The 21,794-nt window shown below is 69.1% G+C and carries 20 protein-coding genes; 6 read left to right on the forward strand and 14 right to left on the reverse strand.

Annotation, left to right across the window (positions count from 1 at the left end):
- Nucleotides 1-4: 4 nt before the first annotated feature.
- From V5F68_RS17720 to V5F68_RS17730, 3 genes are all read right to left on the reverse strand, one after another.
- Entirely contained in the window at nucleotides 5-1,021 is a 1,017-nt protein-coding gene (locus tag V5F68_RS17720; protein ID WP_394014318.1) for an outer-membrane lipoprotein carrier protein LolA, read from the reverse strand.
- A 73-nt stretch (nucleotides 1,022-1,094) separates the two neighbouring features.
- Complete coding sequence (locus tag V5F68_RS17725) at nucleotides 1,095-3,638, reverse strand: FtsK/SpoIIIE family DNA translocase (protein WP_445322312.1); 2,544 nt, start codon at nucleotides 3,636-3,638, stop codon at nucleotides 1,095-1,097.
- A 47-nt stretch (nucleotides 3,639-3,685) separates the two neighbouring features.
- Entirely contained in the window at nucleotides 3,686-4,876 is a 1,191-nt protein-coding gene (locus tag V5F68_RS17730) for an aminotransferase class I/II-fold pyridoxal phosphate-dependent enzyme (RefSeq protein WP_394014319.1), read from the reverse strand.
- 232 nt (nucleotides 4,877-5,108) lie between these two features.
- On the opposite strand from V5F68_RS17730, the gene V5F68_RS17735 reads away from it, so the two are divergent.
- The gene (locus V5F68_RS17735; protein WP_394014320.1) at nucleotides 5,109-6,374 is read left to right on the forward strand and encodes a serine hydrolase domain-containing protein; all 1,266 of its coding nucleotides are present in this window, start codon (nucleotides 5,109-5,111) and stop codon (nucleotides 6,372-6,374) included.
- Nucleotides 6,375-6,414: 40 nt separating this feature from the next.
- On the opposite strand, the gene V5F68_RS17740 is transcribed toward V5F68_RS17735, so the two are convergent.
- Together V5F68_RS17740 and V5F68_RS17745 are read right to left on the reverse strand one after the other, a co-directional pair.
- Nucleotides 6,415-7,380, reverse strand: a complete 966-nt coding sequence (locus V5F68_RS17740) for a bifunctional riboflavin kinase/FAD synthetase (protein WP_394014321.1) — start codon at nucleotides 7,378-7,380, stop codon at nucleotides 6,415-6,417.
- A 130-nt stretch (nucleotides 7,381-7,510) separates the two neighbouring features.
- Complete coding sequence (locus V5F68_RS17745; RefSeq protein WP_394014322.1) at nucleotides 7,511-8,401, reverse strand: TIGR01459 family HAD-type hydrolase; 891 nt, start codon at nucleotides 8,399-8,401, stop codon at nucleotides 7,511-7,513.
- Nucleotides 8,402-8,589: 188 nt separating this feature from the next.
- Between V5F68_RS17745 and V5F68_RS17750 the strand changes: the two genes are divergently transcribed.
- On the forward strand, nucleotides 8,590-9,006 hold the full coding sequence (locus V5F68_RS17750) for an Ohr family peroxiredoxin (protein ID WP_394014323.1): 417 nt from the start codon (nucleotides 8,590-8,592) through the stop codon (nucleotides 9,004-9,006).
- A 270-nt stretch (nucleotides 9,007-9,276) separates the two neighbouring features.
- Here V5F68_RS17750 and murD read toward each other — a convergent pair whose 3' ends face one another.
- Nucleotides 9,277-10,680 carry a UDP-N-acetylmuramoyl-L-alanine--D-glutamate ligase gene (murD, locus tag V5F68_RS17755; protein WP_394014324.1) on the reverse strand — a complete coding sequence of 468 codons (1,404 nt, stop codon included), beginning with the start codon at nucleotides 10,678-10,680 and terminating at the stop codon, nucleotides 9,277-9,279.
- Nucleotides 10,681-10,765: 85 nt separating this feature from the next.
- Nucleotides 10,766-11,014 (reverse strand): metalloregulator ArsR/SmtB family transcription factor, encoded by a 249-nt coding sequence (locus V5F68_RS17760; RefSeq protein WP_509274714.1) that lies wholly within the window; start codon nucleotides 11,012-11,014, stop codon nucleotides 10,766-10,768.
- A 219-nt stretch (nucleotides 11,015-11,233) separates the two neighbouring features.
- On the opposite strand from V5F68_RS17760, the gene V5F68_RS17765 reads away from it, so the two are divergent.
- From V5F68_RS17765 to V5F68_RS17775, 3 genes are read left to right on the forward strand one after another with little or no spacing between them, the layout of a single operon-like run.
- The gene (locus V5F68_RS17765; RefSeq protein WP_394014326.1) at nucleotides 11,234-11,449 is read left to right on the forward strand and encodes a YgaP family membrane protein; all 216 of its coding nucleotides are present in this window, start codon (nucleotides 11,234-11,236) and stop codon (nucleotides 11,447-11,449) included.
- Nucleotides 11,433-11,858 carry a YeeE/YedE family protein gene (locus V5F68_RS17770; protein ID WP_394014327.1) on the forward strand — a complete coding sequence of 142 codons (426 nt, stop codon included), beginning with the start codon at nucleotides 11,433-11,435 and terminating at the stop codon, nucleotides 11,856-11,858. Before V5F68_RS17765 ends, V5F68_RS17770 begins: the two co-directional genes overlap by 17 nt.
- A gap of 1 nt (nucleotide 11,859) precedes the next feature.
- Nucleotides 11,860-12,303: a DUF6691 family protein gene (locus tag V5F68_RS17775; RefSeq protein WP_394014328.1), complete on the forward strand. Its 444-nt coding sequence runs from the start codon at nucleotides 11,860-11,862 to the stop codon at nucleotides 12,301-12,303.
- A gap of 59 nt (nucleotides 12,304-12,362) precedes the next feature.
- Here V5F68_RS17775 and mraY read toward each other — a convergent pair whose 3' ends face one another.
- The 7 genes from mraY to V5F68_RS17810 form a co-directional block, all read right to left on the reverse strand.
- The gene (mraY, locus tag V5F68_RS17780; protein ID WP_394014329.1) at nucleotides 12,363-13,445 is read right to left on the reverse strand and encodes a phospho-N-acetylmuramoyl-pentapeptide-transferase; all 1,083 of its coding nucleotides are present in this window, start codon (nucleotides 13,443-13,445) and stop codon (nucleotides 12,363-12,365) included.
- A 4-nt stretch (nucleotides 13,446-13,449) separates the two neighbouring features.
- Nucleotides 13,450-14,883, reverse strand: a complete 1,434-nt coding sequence (locus V5F68_RS17785) for a UDP-N-acetylmuramoylalanyl-D-glutamyl-2,6-diaminopimelate--D-alanyl-D-alanine ligase (RefSeq protein WP_394014330.1) — start codon at nucleotides 14,881-14,883, stop codon at nucleotides 13,450-13,452.
- Complete coding sequence (locus tag V5F68_RS17790) at nucleotides 14,880-16,373, reverse strand: UDP-N-acetylmuramoyl-L-alanyl-D-glutamate--2,6-diaminopimelate ligase (protein WP_394014331.1); 1,494 nt, start codon at nucleotides 16,371-16,373, stop codon at nucleotides 14,880-14,882. Before V5F68_RS17790 ends, V5F68_RS17785 begins: the two co-directional genes overlap by 4 nt.
- A 40-nt stretch (nucleotides 16,374-16,413) precedes the next feature.
- Nucleotides 16,414-18,174, reverse strand: a complete 1,761-nt coding sequence (locus tag V5F68_RS17795) for a peptidoglycan D,D-transpeptidase FtsI family protein (RefSeq protein WP_394014386.1) — start codon at nucleotides 18,172-18,174, stop codon at nucleotides 16,414-16,416.
- A 195-nt stretch (nucleotides 18,175-18,369) separates the two neighbouring features.
- Nucleotides 18,370-19,068 carry a cell division protein FtsL gene (ftsL, locus tag V5F68_RS17800; protein WP_445322313.1) on the reverse strand — a complete coding sequence of 233 codons (699 nt, stop codon included), beginning with the start codon at nucleotides 19,066-19,068 and terminating at the stop codon, nucleotides 18,370-18,372.
- On the reverse strand, nucleotides 19,068-20,108 hold the full coding sequence (gene rsmH, locus V5F68_RS17805; RefSeq protein WP_394014333.1) for a 16S rRNA (cytosine(1402)-N(4))-methyltransferase RsmH: 1,041 nt from the start codon (nucleotides 20,106-20,108) through the stop codon (nucleotides 19,068-19,070). Before rsmH ends, ftsL begins: the two co-directional genes overlap by 1 nt.
- Complete coding sequence (locus tag V5F68_RS17810) at nucleotides 20,105-20,578, reverse strand: division/cell wall cluster transcriptional repressor MraZ (RefSeq protein WP_394014334.1); 474 nt, start codon at nucleotides 20,576-20,578, stop codon at nucleotides 20,105-20,107. Before V5F68_RS17810 ends, rsmH begins: the two co-directional genes overlap by 4 nt.
- Nucleotides 20,579-20,876: 298 nt before the next feature.
- Between V5F68_RS17810 and V5F68_RS17815 the strand changes: the two genes are divergently transcribed.
- A complete protein-coding gene (locus tag V5F68_RS17815; protein WP_348844102.1) occupies nucleotides 20,877-21,593 on the forward strand; it encodes a TerB family tellurite resistance protein in 717 nt (238 codons plus the stop codon).
- Nucleotides 21,594-21,794 lie beyond the last annotated feature (201 nt).

Below are 21,794 nucleotides of genomic sequence, written 5' to 3' on the forward strand. Positions count from 1 at the left end.
CGCCTTATTGCAGCATGCGTTCGAAATTGATGACGAACAGCTTGGGATCGGGCCGCCGGGTATAGTCGAGCTTGTAGAGCGCGACCGAAGTGTCATAGCCCTGCGGATCGGTGACGATCCATTGCTTCAGGCTGTAGTCCTTGGCGTCGAACAGGATCAGCAGGCGGTAGGTGCCGATCATCGGAATGGTCTCTTCCATCACCACGCTGATATAGAGATCGTCCTGGTAGACGCCCTTCACATGGGGGTCGCGGGCCAGGTCGGTGCGCTCGGAGAGCAGGAAGCGCAGCGGTGTCTGCGAAAGCGGCGTGATGTCCTGGGTGTTCAGCTTGCGGTCGCGCACCGCCACCGACTGGCCGTTCGAGATCAGCTCGATGGGCACCGGCGCGTTATATTCGAAGCGCACGCGGCCGGGCTTCTGCATGTAGAAGTCGCCGGTCTTGCGGGTGCCGTCGGGATCAACCTGCACGAACGTACCGGTGAGGGTCTGCACGGAATTCCAATAGGCGCTGATCTTGTCGGCGGTGGCGGGGTCGGCGCGGTCGAGATTGGTCTGGGCGGGCGCGGCGACCGGGCCCTGCGGCGCGCGCGGGCCGGTGGCGCGGGCGGCGGTCTGGCCGGGGCCGATCTGCAGGGGCGCGCCGGGGGCGGCATTGGCGCTCGCCGGGCGCTGCAGCGGCAGGGGCACGTTGGCGGGCGCGGCGGAAGCCTGCGGCGCGGCGGGCGCGCTTGTCTGCGGGGCGAGGTTCTGCGCGGCGGGGGCGCTCGGCTTGGGCACCGCCACCTGGGGCGCGAAGATCTGCGAGGGGCTCGGCTGGGAGGCCGTGCCCGGCACGGTGCCCCCGGGCCGCAGCACTTCACCGGGCGGCAGAAGCACACCCTGCGCGGCCGCGCCGCCGCTTTGCCATGCGCCGGCGAGGGCCGCGACGCCGAAGGCAAGAACGAAGGCGAAGGGCGAAGGCCGGCGATGGGGCATCAGGGGGTCTCGATGGGCAAACGGGGCGTGTGGACGAATCTTCACGGGTCACACTCCCCCTTAAATCTTGCCTATGGCGAACCTGTGGCCCGGCGGCAACCCCAAAACCAGCCCCGGCCTATTCCGCGGCCTCGTCGGACAGGAGGATTTCGCGCTTGCCGGCATGGTTGGGCGCGCCGACGACGCCTTCCTTCTCCATGCGCTCCACCAAGGACGCGGCCCTGTTATAGCCGATCTGGAGCCGGCGCTGGATATAGGAGGTGGAACACTTCTTGTCGCGGAGCACCACGGCCACGGCCTGGGAATAGAGGTCCTGCCCCTCCTCCCCGAACGATCCCTTGTCGAACACCGCCCCGTCCTCGCCGTCCGCCCCGTCCTCGGCGAGGTCGGCGGTCACGGCTTCGAGATAATCGGGCGCGCCCTGGGCCTTGAGGTGCTTCACCACGCGCTCCACCTCGTCGTCCGAGACGAACGGGCCGTGCACGCGGCTGATGCGGCCGCCGCCGGCCATGTAGAGCATGTCGCCCTGACCCAGCAGCTGCTCGGCCCCCATCTCGCCGAGGATCGTGCGGCTGTCGATCTTGCTGGTGACCTGGAACGAGATCCGGGTCGGGAAATTCGCCTTGATGGTGCCGGTGATGACATCCACCGAGGGGCGCTGGGTGGCCATGACCAGATGGATGCCGGCCGCGCGGGCCATCTGGGCAAGGCGCTGGATGGCGCCTTCGATTTCCTTGCCGGCGGTCAGCATCAGGTCCGCCATCTCGTCCACGATCACGACGATGTAGGGCAGCGGGCCGAGATCCATCTCCTCGCGTTCGTAGATGGCTTCGCCGGTCTCGTGGTCGAAGCCGGTCTGCACCGTGCGGGCGATGCTCTCGCCCTTCTTCTCCGCTTCGGCGACGCGGGCGTTGAAGCCGTCGATGTTGCGCACGCCGAGCTTGGACATTTTCTTGTAGCGGTCCTCCATCTCGCGCACCGCCCATTTGAGCGCGATTACCGCCTTCTTCGGGTCGGTCACCACGGGGGCGAGCAGATGGGGGATGCCGTCATAGACGGAGAGTTCCAGCATCTTGGGATCGACCATGATGAGCCGGCACTGTTCCGGCTTCAGCCGGTAGAGCAGCGAGAGGATCATGGTGTTGATGGCCACCGACTTGCCGGAACCGGTGGTGCCGGCCACCAGCAAATGCGGCATGCGGGCGAGATCGACGATCACCGGCTCGCCGCCGATGGTTTTGCCCAGCGCGATCGCGAGCTTCTGCCCGCTGTCGCCGAAATCCTTGGTGGAGAGAAGCTCGCGCAGCAGAACCTTCTCGCGCTTGGCGTTGGGCAGCTCGATGCCGATAGCGTTGCGCCCCGGCACCACGGCGACGCGGGCGGAAATCGCGCTCATGGAGCGGGCGATATCGTCGGCAAGGCCGATCACGCGGGAGGACTTGATGCCCGGCGCCGGCTCCAGTTCATAGAGCGTCACCACGGGGCCCGGCCGCACCTGGCCGATCTCGCCGCGCACGCCGAAATCGTCCAGCGTGCCTTCCAGCAGCTTGGCGGTGTCCTGGAGCGCCTCGGGGCTCATGGCCGGCCCCTTGGAGGGCGGCGGCGCGCCCAGCAATTGCAGGTCGGGCAGGCGATAGGCGTGCGGACGGCGGCCTTCCGGCACCCGCCCTTCGCGTCCGCTCTGGCGCCCCCGGGCCGGCGCGGCGCGCGCGGCTGCCGCAGCACGCGGCGCGGGCTCGGCGGGCACCATGTCAGCGTCCTCGTCCATTTCGTCCACAACCGCGCGCCGCACGCCGCCGAGCGCCGGGGCCTCATGGGCCGGGCCGGCATTAAGGCGGGGTTCCACGCGGCCCTGATCGTCCACCGCGCGGCGCTCGGACGCGAAAACCTCGCGGGCGAAGGCACCGATGGCCGCCGCGCGCACCGGCGCCCCCTTGGCGCCCCCCGCCGCCCGGCCGCGCCGGCGGCCGAACAGGCGCGCCTTAGCGGAAAGGAAGGTGTGGGTCAGCGCACCGAGGGAAACCAGCCGGCGATCGGTTTCGTCGAACTCCTCATCCTCGTCGTCCCCGGCGTCGGCCTCGGCCGCACGGCGCTTCGCTGTGCTGCCCCGACAGGCGAAATAGAGCCCCGCCAGGCCGCCGACCGCGCCCACGCCGCCCACGAGAAACGCGTCGAGGCCGTCCCCCCAGCCGCCACGGAACACCGTGATCAGGCGCGGAAACAGGTCGCCGATCACCCCGCCGAGGCCGGTCGGCACCGGCCAGGCGCCGAAAGTGGGCAGGGCGCTGAGCAGGGCGCTCATGCCGAGCACCCCGAGGGTGAGCGCGCCGGCGCGCAATTGCTCGCCCCGCAGCGGGCGATAGGTCAGCAGCCGCCAGCCCCAATAGGCGAGCGGCAGCAGCAGAAACAGGCTGGCGAGCCCGAGGCCCTGCATCAGCAGATCGGCGACGATGGCGCCGGGCCGGCCGAGCAAATTCTTCACCTCGGCGCCGCTGGCGTTGGACAGGCTCGGGTCGCTCGCGGTCCAGGTGACCATGGAGGTGAGCGCGAACAGGCTCGCCGTCAGCAGCGCCGCCCCGCAGATCTGGCTGGAGCGCCGGCGCACCGCGCCGCGCACGCTTTCGGGGATGAGATCCATCCCGAGCCCGTGGCGCAGCGCCATGGCGGGGGCAGGACGACGGCGAGCCTGTGCCATGCGCGAGCGCTCCCTCAGCTCAGCCCGGCGACGAGGCGCTGGAGCACCTCCCCGCACGTGGCGAGATCCTGGACCAGGGCGACCCGCAGATAGGGATCGCCGGCATTGATGCCGCTCGCGTCGGGGCGGGCGAGATAGCCGCCCGGCACGACGCGAAGGCCTTGTTCCTTCCACAGGCGCAGGGTGGCCGCCTCCCCGCCGCCCGCCGCCGAGGCGTCGAGCCACAGGAAGAAGCCGCCGCCGGGCCGCTCATAGCCGAAGCGGCCGCCGATCACCTGGTCGGCGAGGTCGAACTTCGCCACATACAGCGCGCGGGAGGCCTCCACATGGGCCTCGTCCCCATAGGCGGCGATGCCCACCGCCTGGAGCGGCTCGGGCACCTGGGGCGCGGCGACCCAGCGAAACGCGAGGAACGCCTTCTGGAAATCCGCATCCCCGGCGCAGAAACCGCAGCGCAGGCCCGGCAGGGACGAGCGCTTGGAGAGCGAGTTGAACGCGACCACGCCGGAGAAATCGGTGCCGCACACTTCGAGGATGCCAGTTGGCTTCTCGGCGCCGAGATAGATCTCCGAATAGCATTCGTCGGAGAACAGATAGGTGCCGTGGGCGCGGGTGATGGCGAGCAGCCGCTCCAGATAGGCGCGCGAGGCGATGGCGCCCTGCGGATTGGCGGGCGAGGCGATGAACACGGCCACCGCCCGCGCCATCAATTCGTCGTCGAGGGCGTCGAGATCCGGCAGCCAGCCGCTTTCGCGGGTGGTAGGCAGGGGAACAGCCTCGCAGCCGGCGGCCTCGGCGCCCGCCGCATAGGCGGCATAGAAGGGATTGGGCAGCAGCATCACCGGCCGCCCGCCGCGATCCCCGGTGAGGCGCCGCGCGACGATGGCGGCGGAGACGAGGCCCTCGCGCGAGCCGTTCAGCACCAGCACTTCGCGGTCCGCATCCACCGGGCGGGCGAGATCATAGCGCGTGCCGAGCCATTGGGCGGCGGCGGCGCGGAACGCCGGGGTGCCTTCCGCGCGCGGATAGCGGCCGAAGCCCGGCAGCGCGCCCGACAGCACCGGGCCGACGAAATCCGGCATGGCATGCTGCGGCTCGCCCACCGCCGCGCTCAGGGGCGCACGGCCGGGCTCCGTCCCGGCCAGCAGCTCGGCGAGGCGGATGAAGGGGGAGCGGCGATCCTGGGGGGCGGAGGGAGCAGGCACGGTTCGGGGTATCGTCTCGCACGATGGGGGGTTACGGCGAGAATGCCGAAACTCGGTTAAGAACCGCCTAAGCCCCATCGGCACCTATCGACACACCCTTTCCGCAACGGCATTCTGCGCCGCGTCGCGGAGTATCGGGCGCCCCAAGCGCCGCCGCGGCCGGACCAAGGGTTCAGGAACGCCAATTCCGCCTTCGGCCTGAAACGATTAAAACCATCGGGAGAAACCATCCATGGCAGGGAGCATCATGCGACCCCTTGCGCCGGCCTTGCTCGCGCTCAGCCTGTTCCACGCGCCGGCCGCCCGGGCCGACGACCTCAGCTTTTCCCAGGAGGCGCTCAAGCGCATCCCCGTGGCCATGCAGCGGGAGATCGACAAGGGCACCTTCCCCGGCGCGGTCACGCTGATCGCCCATGACGGCAAGATCGTGCATTTCGAGGCCCACGGCTTCCTCGATGCCGCCAAGACCAAGCCCATGACCAAGGACGCGGTGTTCCGCGCCTTCTCCATGACCAAGCCGTTCGTCTCGGTGGCGGCGATGATGCTGGTGGAGCGCGGCCAGCTGAGCCTGCGTGACCCGGTGGGGCAATATATTCCCGAGATGAAGGCGATGAATGTGATCGCCGAGAAGAAGGACGAGAGCGGCAAGACCGTGCGCGAGGTGGTGCCGGCGAAGAACCCCATCACCATCCAGGACCTGCTGCGCCATACCTCGGGCCTCACCTATTCCGGCAGCGCGCCGTTCCCGGAGGTGAAGGAGGCCTATGAGAAGGCCGACATCGAGAGCCGCAATTCCGACCTGTCGCCGGAAGCCTTCGTCAGCGGCCTCGCCAAGATCCCGCTCGCCTACGAGCCGGGCACGCGGTTCGAATACGGCCTCTCCGTGGACGTGCTCGGCGTGGTGGTGGAGCGCGTGAGCGGCAAAAGGCTGGACGTGTTCCTCGACGAGAACCTGTTCAAGCCGCTGAAGATGAAGGACACCGCGTTCCAGCTCACGCCCGCCCAGGCGCCTCGGCTTGCCGATGCGCTCGATGCCGATCCGCAGAAGGAAGCGGGCTGGAAATGGGTGCGGGTGGACCAGGACCCCGGCAAGCGCTACCGGCTCGGCGGCGCCGGCACCGTCACCACGGCGGAGGATTATTTCCGCTTCTCCCAGATGATGCTGAACGGCGGGGTGCTGGATGGCGTGCGCATCCTCTCGCCCAAGACCGTGGACTTCATGCTGTCCGACCATCTGATCGGCCTCGGCGGATCCACGGCGGCGAGCACCGGGCCGGGCTATGGCTTCGGGCTGGGGTTTGCGATTCGCCGCCAGGAGGGCTTCGCCGTGGTGCCCGGTTCCAAGGGCGACGCCATGTGGGCGGGCGCCGGCGGCACCTCCTTCACCATCGATCCGAAGGAGGAGATTGTCGGCGTGTTCATGTCCGCCGCGCCGACCCCGCGGGTCGCCACCCGCATGCTGTTCAAGAACCTGCTCTACGGCGCGACCGTGGACTGAGCGCGCGTCCGGCCGGGGTCGCACCCGGCCGGCTTCCCCCTCACACCGGCCAGATTTGCGGGCGGGCGAGCACGAGGCGGGCGGCGGCGCTGTCCTTGTTCATCTGCGCGATCAGCGCGTCGATGCCGTCGAACTTCAGCTCCGGCCGCAGATAGCCGTGGAACGCCACGTCCAGTTCGCGGCCGTAGAGATCGCCGGAAAAATCGAACAGATGCACTTCCAGCAGGGGCCGGCCGTTGTCGAACGTCGGCCGCCGACCGTAGCTCGCCACCCCGTCCACCACTTGCCCGTCGAACCGCGCACGCACCGCATAGATGCCGAAGGCGAGCTGCGTGCCCTGCGGCATGGCGAGATTGGCGGTGGGATAGCCGAGGTCGCGGCCGCGCTTGTCCCCGTGAATCACGGTGGCGCGCACGCTCCAGGGCCGGCCCAGCATGTGGGCGGCATGGCCCACCTGGCCGGCGGCCAGCGCGTTGCGGATGGCGCTGGAGGAAATGGGATCGCCCTCGTCCAAAGCGGGCTCCACCACCTCGACCGGGAAGCCGTGGCGCGCCCCGGCCTTGCGCAAAAAGGCGGGCGAGCCAGCGCGCGCGCGGCCGAAATGGAAATCGAAGCCCACCACCACGCCGGAGACCGCGAACCGCCGCACCAGGATCTCATCGACGAAATCCTCCGCCGTCACCCGCGCCAGCGCGGCGTCGAACGGCAGCACGATGGCGCCAGCGAGCCCGGTGCGGGCGAGGCAATCCAGCTTCTGGCGGCCGGGGGTGAGGCGGAACAGGTTCGCGTCGGGCTGGAAGAAGCTGCGCGGATGCGGCTCGAACGTCAGCGCCGCCGCCGGCCGGCCCAGCGTCTGCGCCATGTAGAGCGCGGCGTCGACCACCGCGCGATGGCCGCGATGCACGCCGTCGAAATTGCCGATGGCCAACACCGGCCGCGCGATCTGCGCGGGAATCGGCGCGATGCCCTCAACGACGGGAAAGGATGGGTCGAAAGGAACGGACATCGGCAGGGGCGGCCGGCACAATGGAGGGGAGGAAACCCTTCGCGCGCGGGCCAGCCAGCGTCAAGCACGGGATTTTGCGGAAGCCCGCCGCGCGCGCCGCCGAGCCGGCTTCAGGCGCGCGCCGGGCCCGTCACCATGCGAGGCGGGGCATGACGCCGCGCGGATGGGCGTGATCGGAAAACAGATTCGCCAGCGCCTCGGCATCGGGCTCGCTGCCGTTTTCCCCGTGCAATTCCTCGGCGTGGATGCCGCTCGATATGAACAGGCTGTCGAAGCCGGCCGCCGTGGCGCCGATGATGTCGGTGCGCAGCGCATCGCCGATGGCCAGCACCCGTTCCGGGCGGATCGGCACGCCGCCGAGCGCGGCGGCCCGGCGCAGCGCGACGTCGTAGATCGGCTTGTGCGGCTTGCCGCAATAGATCGCCCGCCCGCCGATCTCCTCATAGAGCTGCGCCAGCGCGCCGGCGCAATAGATCAGCGTGTCGCCGCGCTCCACCACCAGGTCGGGATTGGCGCACACGAACAGCAGGTCGCGCGCCTGCATGGCGGCGAGCTGCTCGGCATAATCCTTCGGCGTCTCCACATCGTCGTTCAGCAGGCCGGTGCAGACCACCAGCTCGGCGGCGTCGAGGCCGGTCGGCGTCACGTCGAGACCATCGAACGTGCCGAGGTCGCGCGGGGGGCCGAGATGGAACAGCTTCACGCCCGGCCGCGCCGCCAGCACGTCGCGCGTGACGTCGCCGGAGGTGACGATGCCGTCATAGGCGCTGCGCGGCACGCCGAAACCGTCCAGCATGGCGATGACGAATTCATTCGGGCGCGGGGCGTTGGACACCATCAGCACGCGGGCGCCGCCCGCGCGGGCGCGCTCCAGCGCCGCGCCGGCGGCGGGAAACGCGGCAACGCCGTTGTGCATCACGCCCCAGACGTCGCACAGGATGAGGTCGTATTCGCCGGCAATTTCCGAAAGGCCGGAAACCAAACGGGGGGCGACGAGCTTATCCTTGGCGCCATCGATCATGGCCTGTCTCCTTGCTCACTGCGGCAGGCGGGTTGGCCAGGGAGGTGCCACGGCGGAGCCGGCGCCACAAGGAAAACCGTGCCGCACCGCGGGAAATGCCCGCGCGCCCTACGCATTTCCGCCCTGCGGCACACGCGGGGCGCGCCCGTGCCGCCGATGCGGCTGTCAGTCACCAGAGAGGAAGTCCCATGTCTTTTGAAACCGTCTTCACCGCCGTCGCCGTTTCCCACGGCGGCCGCCGCGGCCACAGCGAAACCACCGACGGCTCGGTGAAGGCCGACCTCGCCATGCCCAAGGATGGCGTGCTGGAACCCGGCAAGACCACGCCGGAGCATCTGTTCGCCGCCGGCTATGCGGCCTGTTTCGGCGGTGCGCTGGAAGCCGTCTCCAAGGCCAAGGGCGTGGATGCGAGCGGCGCGGAAGTCACCATCGCGGTGAGCTTCGGCAAGGTGGAAGGCGGCTTCGGCCTCGCCGCCAGGATCACCGGCATGATCCCCGGCAAGAGCGCCTCCGAGGTGCTGGACCTTCTCGAGGCCGCGCACAAGGTGTGCCCCTATTCCAAGGCGGTGCGCGGCAATATCGAGGTGGAACTCGCCGCCGCCTGATCCCCGCGGGGGGTAGCACGGGCGCGCTTTGTCCGCGCCCGTCCGCTCGGATTAACCTGATTGCGGTTCATCAGGCTGCGCTGCCGGACGCCGCGCGTTTTTCGGCAGCCGTTGCCCGGTTCGGATTCATGTGCGCCGAACGTTCGGGCGAAATGGCGGTTTCATCCGCCGAAAAGGCGCGGAACGCCGTCACGAAACCGCTGTTCGTCCGCTCTAAGCCATTGTTTCACGTGAAACATTTCTAGCGCGGCCGGGGCATGGGGCCGTGCTTTAGCCCTTGGCGGCGATGCCCGGCAAGGCATGCACCAGGGCGCGGAAGGCGTCGCCGCGCACCTCGAAATTGGGATATTGGTCGAAGCTGGCGCATGCCGGAGACAGCAGCACCACCGCATCCTCCAGCCCCGAGGCCGCCGCGTCCCGCGCCGCCGCCGACACCGCCGCGTCCAGGGTTCCGACCTCGTCGTGCGGCACCTGTTCGCCCAGCGTCTCGGCGAAGGCGGGCGCCGCCTCGCCGATCAGATAGGCCTTGCGCACCCGGTTGAAGAAGGGCGCAAGCGGCTCGATGCCGCCCGCCTTGGCCTTGCCTCCGGCAATCCAGAACACGTTGTGAAAGCTCAGCAGCGCCCGCTCCGCCGCGTCCGCATTGGTGGCCTTGCTATCGTTCACGAACAGCACCGGCCCGAGATGGCCCACCTCTTCCATGCGATGGGCAAGGCCCGGAAACCGCCGCATGCCGATGGCGATCACTTCCGGCGCGAGGCCGATGGCGCGCGCCGAGGCATAGGCCGCCGCCGCATTCTGCGCATTGTGCGCGCCGCGCAGCGAGCCGATGCCGGCAAGCGAAAGCCGCTCGCGCTCGACCCCGCCCTGGCTCCAGACGATATCGGTGCCGTCGCGCCAGATGCCGTCGGCGAGCGGCCGCTCCACCGAGATGCGCACCACGTGGATGCCGGCCTGCTCGGCCCGCTCAGCCATGGCGGTGGAGAAATCATCATCCACGCCGACCACAGCGGTGCCGCCCCTTTCCACCCCGGCAATCAGCCGCTCTTTCACCGCCGCGTAATGCTCAAGGCTGCCGTGCCGGTCCAGATGATCCGGCGTCACGTTCAGATGCACGCCGACAGACGGGTCGAGCGAGGGGGAAAGGTCGATCTGGTAGGAGGAGCACTCCACCACATGCACCCGTCCCACGCCCTTGGGCGGGGCGAGCGAGAGGATTGCGGTGCCGATATTGCCGCCCATCTGCACGTCGCGCCCGCCCACCGCAAGCAGATGGGAAATCAGCGCCGTGGTGGTGGATTTGCCGTTGGTGCCGGTGATGGCGACGAACGGGGAATGGCGGGCGGTCGCCCGCCGCTCGCGGCAGAACAATTCGATGTCGCCGATCACCTCGACGCCCGCCGCCTTGGCCAGATCCACCGACCAATGGGGCACGGGGTGGGTCAGCGGCACGCCGGGGGAGAGCACGAGCGCGGCGATGCCAGACCAATCGATGGTGCGCAGATCCTGCAGCGGCACGCTCTGCGCCTCGGCCTTGGCACGCCCCGCCGCGCCATCGTCCCAGGCGACGACATGGGCCCCGCCCTCCATCAGCGCGAGGGCGGTGGCGAGACCGGAGCCGCCGAGCCCGAACACGGCGACGCTGCGATCCTTGAAACAGGTGACGGGAATCATGGACAGGCAACCTGACGAAAACGTACCGTCAGCACTAGACCCCGGCAGCCCCCGAGGGAAGCCGCCGATATGACGCGCCGGCTCATCAGCTTGGATCGGGCTCGCAATAGAGGCGGTGGAGGGTTTCCAGCACGGCCCGCGCTTCCCGCCCCGCGAGAAAATAATAGATCGCCTGCCCCTCGCGCCGGCTGTCGACGATGCCCGCCGCGCGCATCTTGGCGAGATGCTGCGAGAGCGCCGACGGGCTGAGGCCCACTTGCGCGGCGAGGTCGCCGGCCGCGCATTCCCCGTCTACCAGGCGGCAGAGCACCAGCAGGCGCTTGGGATGGGCCATGGCGGCCAGCAAGGCGGCGGCAATCGGGGCGTTGCGGCGAAGCAAATCCTCCGCCGCGCGGGGCGGCGCTTCGGACGGCGCGGCAGCGGGGGGCGCCATGGCGAGCAATGGGGCAGACGGCATGGGGACTTTCCGGACTTGACGATTTAGTATTTCATTAATTACTAAAATTCAACCGCGCGCATCCGCCGTCGCGGACAGCAGCAAGGGATCATCGCGATGACCAATCTCGGCACCCTCGACCGCACCCTGCGGGCCATTCTCGGCGCTCTCCTCATTCTCTCACCCCTCGTGCTGAACGCTACAGGGATCTGGGTCTATGTGATCCCGGCCATCGGCGCCGGTCTCTTGGGCTCGGCCTTCATGGGCTTCTGCCCCGCCTACACCCTGTTTGGCATTCGCACCTGCAAGGTGAAAGATGCTTCCGGCAACTGAATTCACCCCCCTGCTCTCCGCCCTGGGCGGTGCGCTCATCGGCCTTTCCGCCGTGCTGCTCATGGCGCTGAACGGCCGGATCGCCGGCATCAGCGGCATTCTCGGGCAGGTGCTGGCGCGCCGCGATCCCGGCGCCGAGCGCCTGCTGTTCCTCGCCGGGCTGGTGCTCGGCCCGCTGGTGGTGGCTCTTGTGACGGGGGGCATTCCCCAGCATCTGCCGACGAGCGACCTTCTCCTCGCCGCGGCAGGCCTGCTTGTGGGCTTCGGCTCCGCCCTCGGGCAGGGATGCACCAGCGGCCATGGCGTCTGCGGGCTTGCGCGCCTGTCGCCACGCTCCCTTGTCGCGACGCTGGTGTTCATGGCGGTGGCCGTGCTCACCGTCTTCCTCATGCGCCATGTGGGAGGGTGAGATGACGCGGATTGCGGCTCTGTTCTGCGGAATGCTGTTTGGCGCCGGGCTCGCCCTGGCCGGCATGATGGACCCCGCGAAGGTGCTGAACTTCCTGGATGTGGCAGGCACATTCGATCCGAGCCTCGCCTTCACCATGGGGGCGGCGGTGATCGTCGCTTTCCTCGGCTTCCGGCTCGTGCGGCGCCGCGCAGCACCGCTGATCGCGCCCGCCTTCCATTGGCCGACCGCGACGGCGATCGATTCGCGGCTGATCGGCGGCGCGGCGATCTTCGGTCTCGGCTGGGGGCTGGCCGGCATCTGCCCGGGGCCGGCCATCGCCTCTCTGGCGCTGGCCAATCCGCACATCCTCGCCTTCCTGGTGCCGATGGCGGCGGGCATGCTGCTGGCCAACGGCATCGCCGCCCGCCGCCCAAGGCTCGCGGAAGACGGCTCGGTGCGCTAGCGCACAAAATAAGGCCCGGCTTGGTCGCCGGGCCTTGCAATCGCTGAGACCGCGTCGCCTCAGCGCAGCTTGAGGGTGGCGAGGCCGAGCAGGGCGAGCACCACGGCGACGATCCAGAAGCGGATCACCACCTGGGATTCGGTCCAGCCCAATTGCTCGAAATGGTGGTGGATGGGCGCCATGCGGAACACCCGCTTGCCCGTGAGGCGAAACGAGATCACCTGCACGATCACCGAAATCGCCTCCAGCACGAACAGCCCGCCGATCACCGCAAGGACGATCTCGTGCTTGGTCGCGACCGCCACCGTGCCGAGCAAGCCGCCCAGCGCCAGCGAACCGGTATCGCCCATGAAGATCTGCGCCGGCGGCGCGTTGAACCACAGGAAGCCCAGCCCCGCCCCGATGATCGCCCCGCAGATCACCGCCAGCTCGCCGACGCCGGCGACATAATGGATCTGCAGATAATCCGCGAACAGCACGTTGCCGGAGAGATAGGCGATCACGCCGAACGAGCCGGCGGCGATCATCACCGGCACGATGGCAAGGCCATCGAGCCCGTCGGTGAGGTTCACCGCATTGCCGGCCGCGACGATCACGAACCCGCCGAACAGGACGAAGAACCAGCCGAGGTCGAGCAGCAGGTCCTTGAAGAAGGGAAAGGCGACCGAGGTGGAAAGCCCCGATTTTCCGGCATGCACGATGGCGATTACCGCCAGCCCGCCGATCAGCGCCTCGGCCGCGAGCCGCGCCTTGCCGGAAAAGCCGGCATGGGTCTGCTTGGTGACCTTGAGATAATCGTCATAGAAGCCGATCACCCCGAAGCCCGCCGTCACGGCCAGCACCGCCCAGACATAAGGGTTGGAAAGGTTCGCCCACAGCAGCACCGCGACCAGCAGGCCGGAGAGGATCATCAGCCCGCCCATGGTGGGCGTGCCCTTCTTCAACAGGTGGGATTGCGGCCCATCCGTGCGGATCGGCTGCCCCTTGCCCTGCTTGAGGCGCAAGGTGGAGATGATCGAGGGTCCGAACAGGAAGACGAACAGCAGCGCCGTCACGATCGCTCCGCCGGTGCGGAAGGTGATGTAGCGGAAGACGTTCAGGCCGGGAAAATAGTCGTGCAGCTGCGAGAGCCATTGGAGCATTTAACTATCCTTCGAGCAGCGCCTCGTCGGGCGTGCGGAAGCGTTCGGCCAAGGCTTTCACCAGCGGCCCCATGCGGCTGCCGTTGGAACCCTTGACCATCAACGTGTCGCCGGAGCGGATGGCGGAAGACAGGAGCTTGGTCAAGGCCTCGGCATTCGGTGCATAGCCGCCCCGCATATCCGAGGGGAGTGCGGCCCACAATTCGTGCATCAGCGGGCCGGCGGCGAAGACGAGGTCGATGCCGCCCGCGCGCAGGGGCGCGGCCAGCTCGCGGTGATGGAGCGGGCCGTCGGTTCCCAGTTCCAGCATGTCGCCGAGCACGGCGATGCGCCGGCCGCGCGGGCCGACCGGCGTGCGGCTCAGCACATCGATGGCGGCGCGCATGGAGGCGGGATTGGCGTTATAGCTTTCGTCCAGCAGCGTCGCCGTGCCGCCGGCGATCGCCAGCTCGATGGGCACGCCGCGTCCCGGCGGCGGCTTCAGGGCGGAGAGGGCGAGCGCGGCCAAGGCCAGGTCGCCATCCAGAAGCTTCACCGCCGCGAGCACGGCCAGGACGTTCTGGATGATGTGGCGGCCGGGCATCCCCACCTTCAGCGTCAGCCGGGTGCCAAGCACGTCCGCCACCAGCGTGGAGCAGCCGGCCTGCAGGCTGACGTCGAGCAGGCGCACATCGGCCGCCCCGTCCGCGCCGAAGGTGACGATGCGCCCGACGCCCTTGGCCTGCGCCGCCGCCTTCAGCCGTGCGAACTGGGGATTGTCGATGTTCAGCACCGCCGCGCCGCCCGGCTCCAGCCCGTCGAAGATCTCCGCCTTGGCGTCGGCGATCTCCTCGATATTGGCGAACTGGGCGATGTGCACCGGCTCGACCGTGGTGATGATCGCCACCTGCGGGCGCACCAGGCGGACCAGCGGCGTGATCTCGCCGGGATGGTTCATGCCGATCTCGAACACGCCATAGCGCGCCTCGCGCGGCAAACGCGCAAGCGAGAGCGGCACGCCCCAATGATTGTTGTAGGACGCGGCGGAAGCGTGGGTCTGCGCCTCGGCCGACAAGGCGAGGCGCAGGGCTTCCTTGGTGGTGGTCTTGCCCACCGAGCCGGTGACCGCGGCGATGCCGGCCTGGGAGCGGGCACGGGCCGAAACGGCGGTGGCGCGCAGCGCCTCCAGCACATCGTCCACCAGCAGCAGCGGCGCGCCGGCGGCGAAGGCGTCGGCCTTGTCGCGGGCGACCACGGCGAGGGCGGCCCCGTTCTCCAAGGCCCGGCCCACATAGGCATGGCCGTCGCTATTGTCGCCGGTGATGGCGAAGAAGGCATCGCCGGGCGCCAGCGTGCGCGTGTCGATGGAGATGCCGGTCACACCCGCAGCGGCGCCGCGCACGGTGCCGCTGGTGGCCGCGCCCAGTTCGTCCAGGCTGTACAGCTGCGACACGCTCATGCACCCACCTCCCCCATTGCGGCCAGGACCGCCGCCTTGTCCGAGAACGGCAAGGTTCGATCGCCCACGATCTGGCCGGTTTCGTGACCCTTGCCCGCGACAACCAAAGCATCCCCAGGTTGAAGCATCATGACTGCGGTGCGAATGGCTTCCGCGCGATCGCCGATGTCCACAGCGTCGGGCGCGGCGGCGCGGATTTCCGCGCGGATGGCGGCGGGCACCTCGCTGCGCGGGTTGTCGTCCGTGACGATGACGATATCCGCCTTTTCCGCCGCGATGGCGCCCATCAGCGGGCGCTTGCCCCGGTCGCGGTCGCCGCCGCAGCCGAACACCACGATCAGGCGTCCCGTCACGGCCGGGCGCAGGGTGTCGAGCACGGTCGCGAGCGCCTCGGGCTTGTGGGCATAGTCCACGAACACGGGCCGCGCGGCATCCTCGCCCACCCGCTCGAGCCGGCCGGGGACGCCCGTGAGGCCGGTGAGCGCGTCCAGCGCCTCCTCCGGCGGCACGCCGCACGCCCAGGCGAGCCCGGCGGCGAGCAAGGCATTATCGGCCTGGAACCGCCCCATCAGGGGCACCACCACCTCGTCGCCGCCGTTGAAGGTGATGCGCTGCGACACCCCTTCCGCGACGATGGAGCGGACGTCGAAATCCCCGCCGGGGCCGATGGAGAGCAGCGGCAGGCCGCGCGTGCGCGCCCAGGCCAGGGTGGTGCGCCCGTAGGGGGCGTCCAGCCCCGCCACCGCCGGTGCCCCGTCGGGCAGCAGCTCGGTGAACAGGCGGAGCTTGGCGTGGTAATAGGCCTCCACGCTCGGATGATAGTCGAGATGGTCGCGGCCGAGATTGGTGAACCCGCCGGCGGCCAGTTGCACGCCGTCGAGGCGGCGCTGGTCCAGCCCGTGCGAGGAGGCCTCCAGCGCCATATGGGTGACGCCCTGCCGCGCCAGCCGGTCGAGGGTCTGGTGCAGTTCCACCGGATCCGGCGAGGTGAGCCCGCCATAGGTGGCGCTGCCCGGCGCGATCAGCCCGAGCGTGCCGAGATAGGCGGCCTTGAAGCCGAGATGCTCCCACACCTGCCGCAGGAAATAGGCGACCGAGGTCTTGCCCGCCGTTCCCGTGACGGCCGCGATCGTGCCGGGCGCGCGCGGGTGGATGCGGGCGGCCGCCAGCGCCAGTGAGCGCCGCACGTCGAGCGAGAAGGCGAGGCTGGCCGCGCCGACCGGCGGCATCTCGCCCTGCGGTTCCATGAGCACCGCCGCCGCGCCCCTGGCCAAGGCGTCGGCGACGAACCGTCCTCCGTCCACCTTCGTGCCGGGAATGGCGACGAACAGAAAGCCGGGCTCAACCTTGCGGCTGTCCGCCGTGAGGCCGGTCAGCGGCACCTGCATGCGCCCCGCGACGATCCGCGCGTGCCCGGACAGGACCTGCGCGAGGTCGAAGGCCCCTGTGGGAGATGTCTGCTCCGCCGGGGCGGGCGCGGGCTCGCTCATGCCGTCTCGTCTCTCCTCGCCCGCAGCCCACCCGGCTGGTTCACTGGCGGTCTGCCACCTTCTGGCGCGCCATGCCGAGCATCTGGTCCGCCGTGGGCAGATTCTGGCGCGGCATCACGCCCAGCATGGGGGCAATGCGCTCCACGATCTTGCCCGCGGTGGGCGCCGCATTCCAGCCGGCGGTGGCATAGCCATGGGTTTCCGGCAGAGGCTGCGGCTCGTCGATCATGACAAGAACCAGATATTGCGGCTTATCCATGGGGAAGACCGCGGTAAAGGAGGTCAGCAGCTTGTTCTTGGCATAGCGGCCACCCACCACCTTTTCGGCCGTGCCGGTTTTGCCGCCGACATAATAGCCCGGCACTTCGGCCTTGGTGGCGGTGCCCTTTTCCGCATTGAGGCGCAGCAGGTAGCGCATCTTGTCGGAGGTTTCCGGCTTCAGCACCCGCACCGCCACCTGCTGGGCCTCTTCCTGAGAGCGTTTCAGGAAGGTGGGCGGAATGAGATAGCCGCCGTTCATCATGGAATTCACCGCCATCACCGCCTGCAGCGGGGCGACGGAGAGGCCGTGACCGAAGGCGATGGTGGCCGAGTTCAACTCGCCCCAGCGCTTCGGCACGATGGGTTCGGCGCTTTCCGGCAGCTCGGTGCGCAAGCGGTCGAGCTGACCCATTTTCCGCAAGAACGCCTTATGCGCATCCACTCCGAGCGACAGCACCATTTTCGCCGTGCCGACGTTCGACGACACGAGGAAGATCTCGGGCACCGAGAGCACGCGGTTTTCCGCATGATAATCGTGGATCGCGAACCGGCCGAAATGCAATGCGCCGCGCGCATCGAACGAATTGTTCAGGCCGATCTTGCCGCTGTCGAGCGCCATGGCGAACGACAGCGCCTTGAAGGTGGACCCCATCTCGAACACGCCGGTGGTGAGGCGGTTCAGATAGGCGTCGTCTTTCGGATTGCCGCCGATATTGGGGTCGAAGTCCGGCAGCGAGACCATGGAGAGGATCTCGCCGGTGCGCACGTCGGTGACGACCCCCATGGCCGCCTTGGCCTTGAACTTTTCCTTGGCGCGCATCAGTTCGTCGCGCATGGCGTGCTGGACCCGGGCGTCCATGGACAGTCTCACCGGTTCCTGCTGGCGGTCGGTGGCGAAGCCCGCGAGATGCAGTTCGGCGAGGCCGCGCCCGTCGATATATTTCTCCAGGCCCGCGATGCCCTGGTTGTCCACGTTCACCGCGCCGATCACGTGGGAGAAGGTCGGCCCGTCGGGATAGATGCGGCGGTTTTCGCGCACGAAGCCGATGCCCGGCAGGCCCAGGCGATAGATCGCGCGCTGCTGCGCCGGCGTGATCTCGCGCTTCAGCCAGGCGAAGCCGCGACCGGAATTGAGCCGCGACCGCACTTCCGCGACATCGAGGTCCGGCAGCACCTTGAGCAGGCCCTCCAGCGCCTCGTCCGGGTCGATCAGCCGCTTCGGCTCGGCGAACAGGGAGGGCGATTTGACGTCCACGGCGAGGATGTCGCCGTTGCGGTCGATGATGTCGGGACGCGCCGACGCCACCGCTTCCGAGCCGCCGCCGCGCGTGCCTTGCGGATCGGAGGTGATGGCCATGAACACCAGCCGGCCGGCGATCACGACGAAGACCAGGGAAAAAGCCGCCACCAGCAATTGCAGGCGGGCACGGGTCACGGTCTGCGCATCCACCCGGTCGAGCCCGAACAGGGCGCGCACGGTGCCGCGCGCGAAGGCGAAGCAGAACCGCACCGAGCCCACGGCGAACCGCACGAGGCCCATGCCGACGCCGAAGATGATGCGCGCCACGCGATGGCTGAGGCGGCACTGAAGATTGAAAAAGAACAGGAAGATCCCGCCCAGCACGCGGCGCAGGAGGCGGCCGAGGAAGGCGCCGGCGCCGCGCACGGGCGCGGGCACCTTCGACAGATCGATGCGGTTCAGCAATTCGGTGGGCGCGACCATGGGGCGGCCTCCTCAGCGATTGGCCGGGAGCGAGCCCGGCGGAAGCATGGGGGCAAGGGCGTTTTCGGCCGGCGCGGCCGCGGGGTGCGGCGCATAGGAGGGCGCCGCATAGGTCGGCGCAGCATAGGACGGCGCGGGCGCGACCGGCTTCGGCGCCCAGAACGGCAGGTTGGGCGCGCTCTGCTGGCGCGGCGCGGCGGAGGCGACCGGCGCCACCGGCTTGGGGCGCACCGGGGCATTGGCCGGCCGCAAGGCGGAGCTTGATGGCAGGACGGCCGCGCCGCCCCCGGTGGGCAGGGCGTTGGCGGAAGACGCGGCGCTCGCGGGCGCGGCCACCTCCGCTTTCGCGGCGCCGGCTTTGCCGGTGGAAGAGGTGGTCAAGGGCGCGTCCACCAGGGCTTCGAGCATGCCGCCGATGGAATCCGAATTGGTGGCGGGCTTCTCCGGCAGGTCATCAAGCATGGAGATCGCGTCTACCGACAGCGGCTGCAGGTCGAGATGGCGCTGCACCAGCCCCTGCACATAGAGCGGCGAGGTGCGGCGCGCCCATTCCGCGCGCATGACGGCAATCGCGTCGCGCTCGCCGCGAATCGCCTGGCGCAGATGGGCAAGGCGTTCCGCCTCCGCCATGGAGGCGTACTTCACCTGATAGACCACCCCGGCGGTCGCGAGCAAAGCCAGGACCATGACGAGGTTGGCGACGCGAAACATCAAGTCCGTCTCCGACCACGGCGTTGCGACAGCTCGGCAGGGAGCACCCCTGCGAGATCGCCCTCCTCATGCGCCGGGGCTTGCGTGCGTTCGGCCGCGCGAAGCTTCGCGGACCTGGCACGCGGATTTTCTGCCACTTCGTCGGGGTCGGGCTCCACCATCCCCCTGGACTGGAGGCGGAAGGAGGGCGCCGGCCCCTCCGCTTGCGGCAGATGACGCGAGGCGGACGGTGCCTTGCTCCGGTGTGACAGAAAAGTCTTAACGATCCTGTCTTCCAGGGAATGAAACGTCACAACCACCAGCCGCCCGCCCGGCTTCAGCGCCCGTTCGGCGGCGGCGAGCGCGGTGGCGAGTTCGTCCAGCTCCTCGTTCACGGCGATGCGCAGGGCCTGAAACGTGCGGGTCGCGGGATGCATCTCGCCGGGCTTGGCCCACACCACCTTGGAAACGATGTCGGCAAGTTGAGAGGTGCGGGTGATGGGCGCTTCCGCCCGCGCCTTCACGATCGCCTTGGCGATCTGGCGCGAGAGCCGCTCCTCGCCGAGCGTCCAGATGACGTGGGCGAGATCGGCTTCCGGCAGCGAGGCGACGAGGTCGGCGGCCGAGGGCCCATCCGATCCCATGCGCATGTCGAGCGGGCCATCGCGGCGGAAGGAGAAGCCCCGGTCCGCCTCGTCCAGCTGCATGGAGGACACGCCGATATCCAGCACCACCCCGTCCAGCGGGGCAAAGCCCATGGTCTGCGCCAGCACGTCGAGCTGGGAGAAGCGATCCTCCGCCAGCACCAGGCGGCCATCGGATTCGAGCACCAGCCCGGCGCCGCCCGCGATGGCGGAGCGGTCGCGGTCGATCGCCAGGACCCGGCAATCGGCGGCCGAGAGTATGGCGCGGGTATAGCCTCCCGCGCCGAAGGTGCCGTCCACATAAGTGCCGGCGTCCTTCGGCGCGAGGTGCGCGAGAACTTGAGGCAGCATCACAGGAAGATGACGGGCCGGTCCGCCTGCGGCGTCGGTGGGCCCGACCCCGCGGCCCGTTTTCATCCCAGATTGCTCCCTTCGTTCTCCGCTCTGGAACCGAGCGCGCGCCGAAGCTGACGCACCTTCTCCGTGGCCTCCGCGAGATGGGTGCGAAAACGCTCCGGTTCCCAGATTCGAAACTTGTGCCCGAGGCCCACGAACGACACCGAATCGGTGATTGAGGCGTGTGCCTTCAGGGTCTCGGTCAGCATGACCCGGCCTTCCGGATCGATCTTCAAGGTCTCGCTGGTGCCATACAGGGCGGCCGCCAGTTCCTCGCGCGCTTCCGAATAGGGCGGATAGCGCGCGATCAGCGTGTCGATTTCGCTCAGCAGGCGGTTGCCGCCCGCATCGAGCGCCGGCTCCGCCAGGCTCGGATGGCAATAGAGAAATTCCGCCCCGTCCTTGGCCAGCACCGCGCGATAGGGCGCCGGGATGGAAACCCGCCCCTTGGCGTCCAAGCGCATGGTGTAGGTGGACACGAAGCGGTCCATGGCGCCCGTGAGCCTTTCCGCGCTCGATCCCAAAACCCGACACGGCCCCGCCGGGCGAACCGGCGTGAACGGAAGAGGCGCCCGAAGCGCCGAACCATTCATATGGGTGTTTATGGGGTATCATGGGATCAGATGGGCCGTCAACGAATCCACATGGGACAGACACAGAGCATTTACGCTCCGTACACCTTAAGAAACGTTGAAACGGGCGCGGACGCGGGCTACCGCAGGCATCCGGTGGCGCGAATGCCGCGTTCCCACCGGGACGTGGGATGGCTTGGGGCAGAAGGAAAGCAGCGTGGCGGTTCTGGAGCATGTGGGTCTGATCGGCGGCGCGGGCGTGGGTCTCGCGCTCGGCGGCCCCCTCGGCGCCTTGGTGGGAGCCCTTGCGGGCCATGCGGTCGATCGCTTTCTCGCCCCCGCGCCCCGTCCCGCGGCCTTCTCGGTGGGGCTGATCGCGCTGTCCGCCAAGATGGCGAAGGCCGACGGCGTGGTCGTTCCGGCCGAGGTCGCCGCCTTCCGCGAGGTGTTCGCCATTCCCGATGAGGAACTTGAAGGCGTGGCGCGGGTGTTCAACCTCGCCAAGCAGGACACCGCCGGCTTCGAATCCTATGCCCGGCAAATCGGCACCCTGTTCGCCGACGAGCCGGACACCCGCGAGGACCTGCTCGACGCGCTGTTCCATGTGGCCAAGGCCGACCACGCCTTGCACGAGGACGAACTGATATTCCTCGCCGAGGTCGCGCGGCTGCTGGGTTTCGAAGGTGCCGCCTATGAGCGCATCGAGGCGCGCCATGTGCGCCGGCCGGGCGATCCCTATGCGGTGCTCGATCTTGCCGCCGACGCCAGCGACGCCGAGGTGAAGGCCCGGTGGCGCGCCTTGGTGGGCGAGCATCATCCCGACCGCCTCTCCGCGCGCGGCCTGCCGCCCGCCGCCATCAAGCTGGCCAACGACCGGGTCGCAGCGGTGAACGAAGCCTATGATCGGATCGAGAAGATGCGGGGGCTGAAGTGAGAAGCGCCCCTCTGGCGCCTGGGGCGGCGTACCCTCTCCCAACCCTCCCCAGCAAGCGGGAGAGGGCTCAGCCTGCGCGTGGCATCTCTGCCGGTGCCCAATCCGTGGCGCCTCCCTCGCCCGCGTGTGGGGGAGGGTTGGGGAGGGGGAAAGGGATGCGGCCGCAGACTCCCGGCGCCGCCCCCCCGCGGCGAGCATCCC

This window comes from Roseixanthobacter pseudopolyaromaticivorans (assembly GCF_043195145.2).
Classification (GTDB): Bacteria; Pseudomonadota; Alphaproteobacteria; order Rhizobiales; family Xanthobacteraceae; genus NCEH01.

Coding starts and splice junctions, on each gene's coding strand:
- V5F68_RS17725 (WP_445322312.1), bottom strand. CDS start 3,638: ATGGCGCTGCGCCACGGGCTCGGGATGGATCTCATCCCCGAAAGCGTG.
- V5F68_RS17735 (WP_394014320.1), top strand. CDS start 5,109: ATGGCAGGGAGCATCATGCGACCCCTTGCGCCGGCCTTGCTCGCGCTC.
- V5F68_RS17740 (WP_394014321.1), bottom strand. CDS start 7,380: ATGTCCGTTCCTTTCGACCCATCCTTTCCCGTCGTTGAGGGCATCGCG.
- V5F68_RS17745 (WP_394014322.1), bottom strand. CDS start 8,401: ATGATCGATGGCGCCAAGGATAAGCTCGTCGCCCCCCGTTTGGTTTCC.
- V5F68_RS17750 (WP_394014323.1), top strand. CDS start 8,590: ATGTCTTTTGAAACCGTCTTCACCGCCGTCGCCGTTTCCCACGGCGGC.
- murD (WP_394014324.1), bottom strand. CDS start 10,680: ATGATTCCCGTCACCTGTTTCAAGGATCGCAGCGTCGCCGTGTTCGGG.
- V5F68_RS17760 (WP_509274714.1), bottom strand. CDS start 11,014: ATGGCCCATCCCAAGCGCCTGCTGGTGCTCTGCCGCCTGGTAGACGGG.
- V5F68_RS17765 (WP_394014326.1), top strand. CDS start 11,234: ATGACCAATCTCGGCACCCTCGACCGCACCCTGCGGGCCATTCTCGGC.
- V5F68_RS17770 (WP_394014327.1), top strand. CDS start 11,433: ATGCTTCCGGCAACTGAATTCACCCCCCTGCTCTCCGCCCTGGGCGGT.
- V5F68_RS17775 (WP_394014328.1), top strand. CDS start 11,860: ATGACGCGGATTGCGGCTCTGTTCTGCGGAATGCTGTTTGGCGCCGGG.
- mraY (WP_394014329.1), bottom strand. CDS start 13,445: ATGCTCCAATGGCTCTCGCAGCTGCACGACTATTTTCCCGGCCTGAAC.
- V5F68_RS17785 (WP_394014330.1), bottom strand. CDS start 14,883: ATGAGCGTGTCGCAGCTGTACAGCCTGGACGAACTGGGCGCGGCCACC.
- V5F68_RS17790 (WP_394014331.1), bottom strand. CDS start 16,373: ATGAGCGAGCCCGCGCCCGCCCCGGCGGAGCAGACATCTCCCACAGGG.
- V5F68_RS17795 (WP_394014386.1), bottom strand. CDS start 18,174: ATGGGCCTCGTGCGGTTCGCCGTGGGCTCGGTGCGGTTCTGCTTCGCC.
- ftsL (WP_445322313.1), bottom strand. CDS start 19,068: ATGTTTCGCGTCGCCAACCTCGTCATGGTCCTGGCTTTGCTCGCGACC.
- rsmH (WP_394014333.1), bottom strand. CDS start 20,108: ATGAAAACGGGCCGCGGGGTCGGGCCCACCGACGCCGCAGGCGGACCG.
- V5F68_RS17810 (WP_394014334.1), bottom strand. CDS start 20,578: ATGGACCGCTTCGTGTCCACCTACACCATGCGCTTGGACGCCAAGGGG.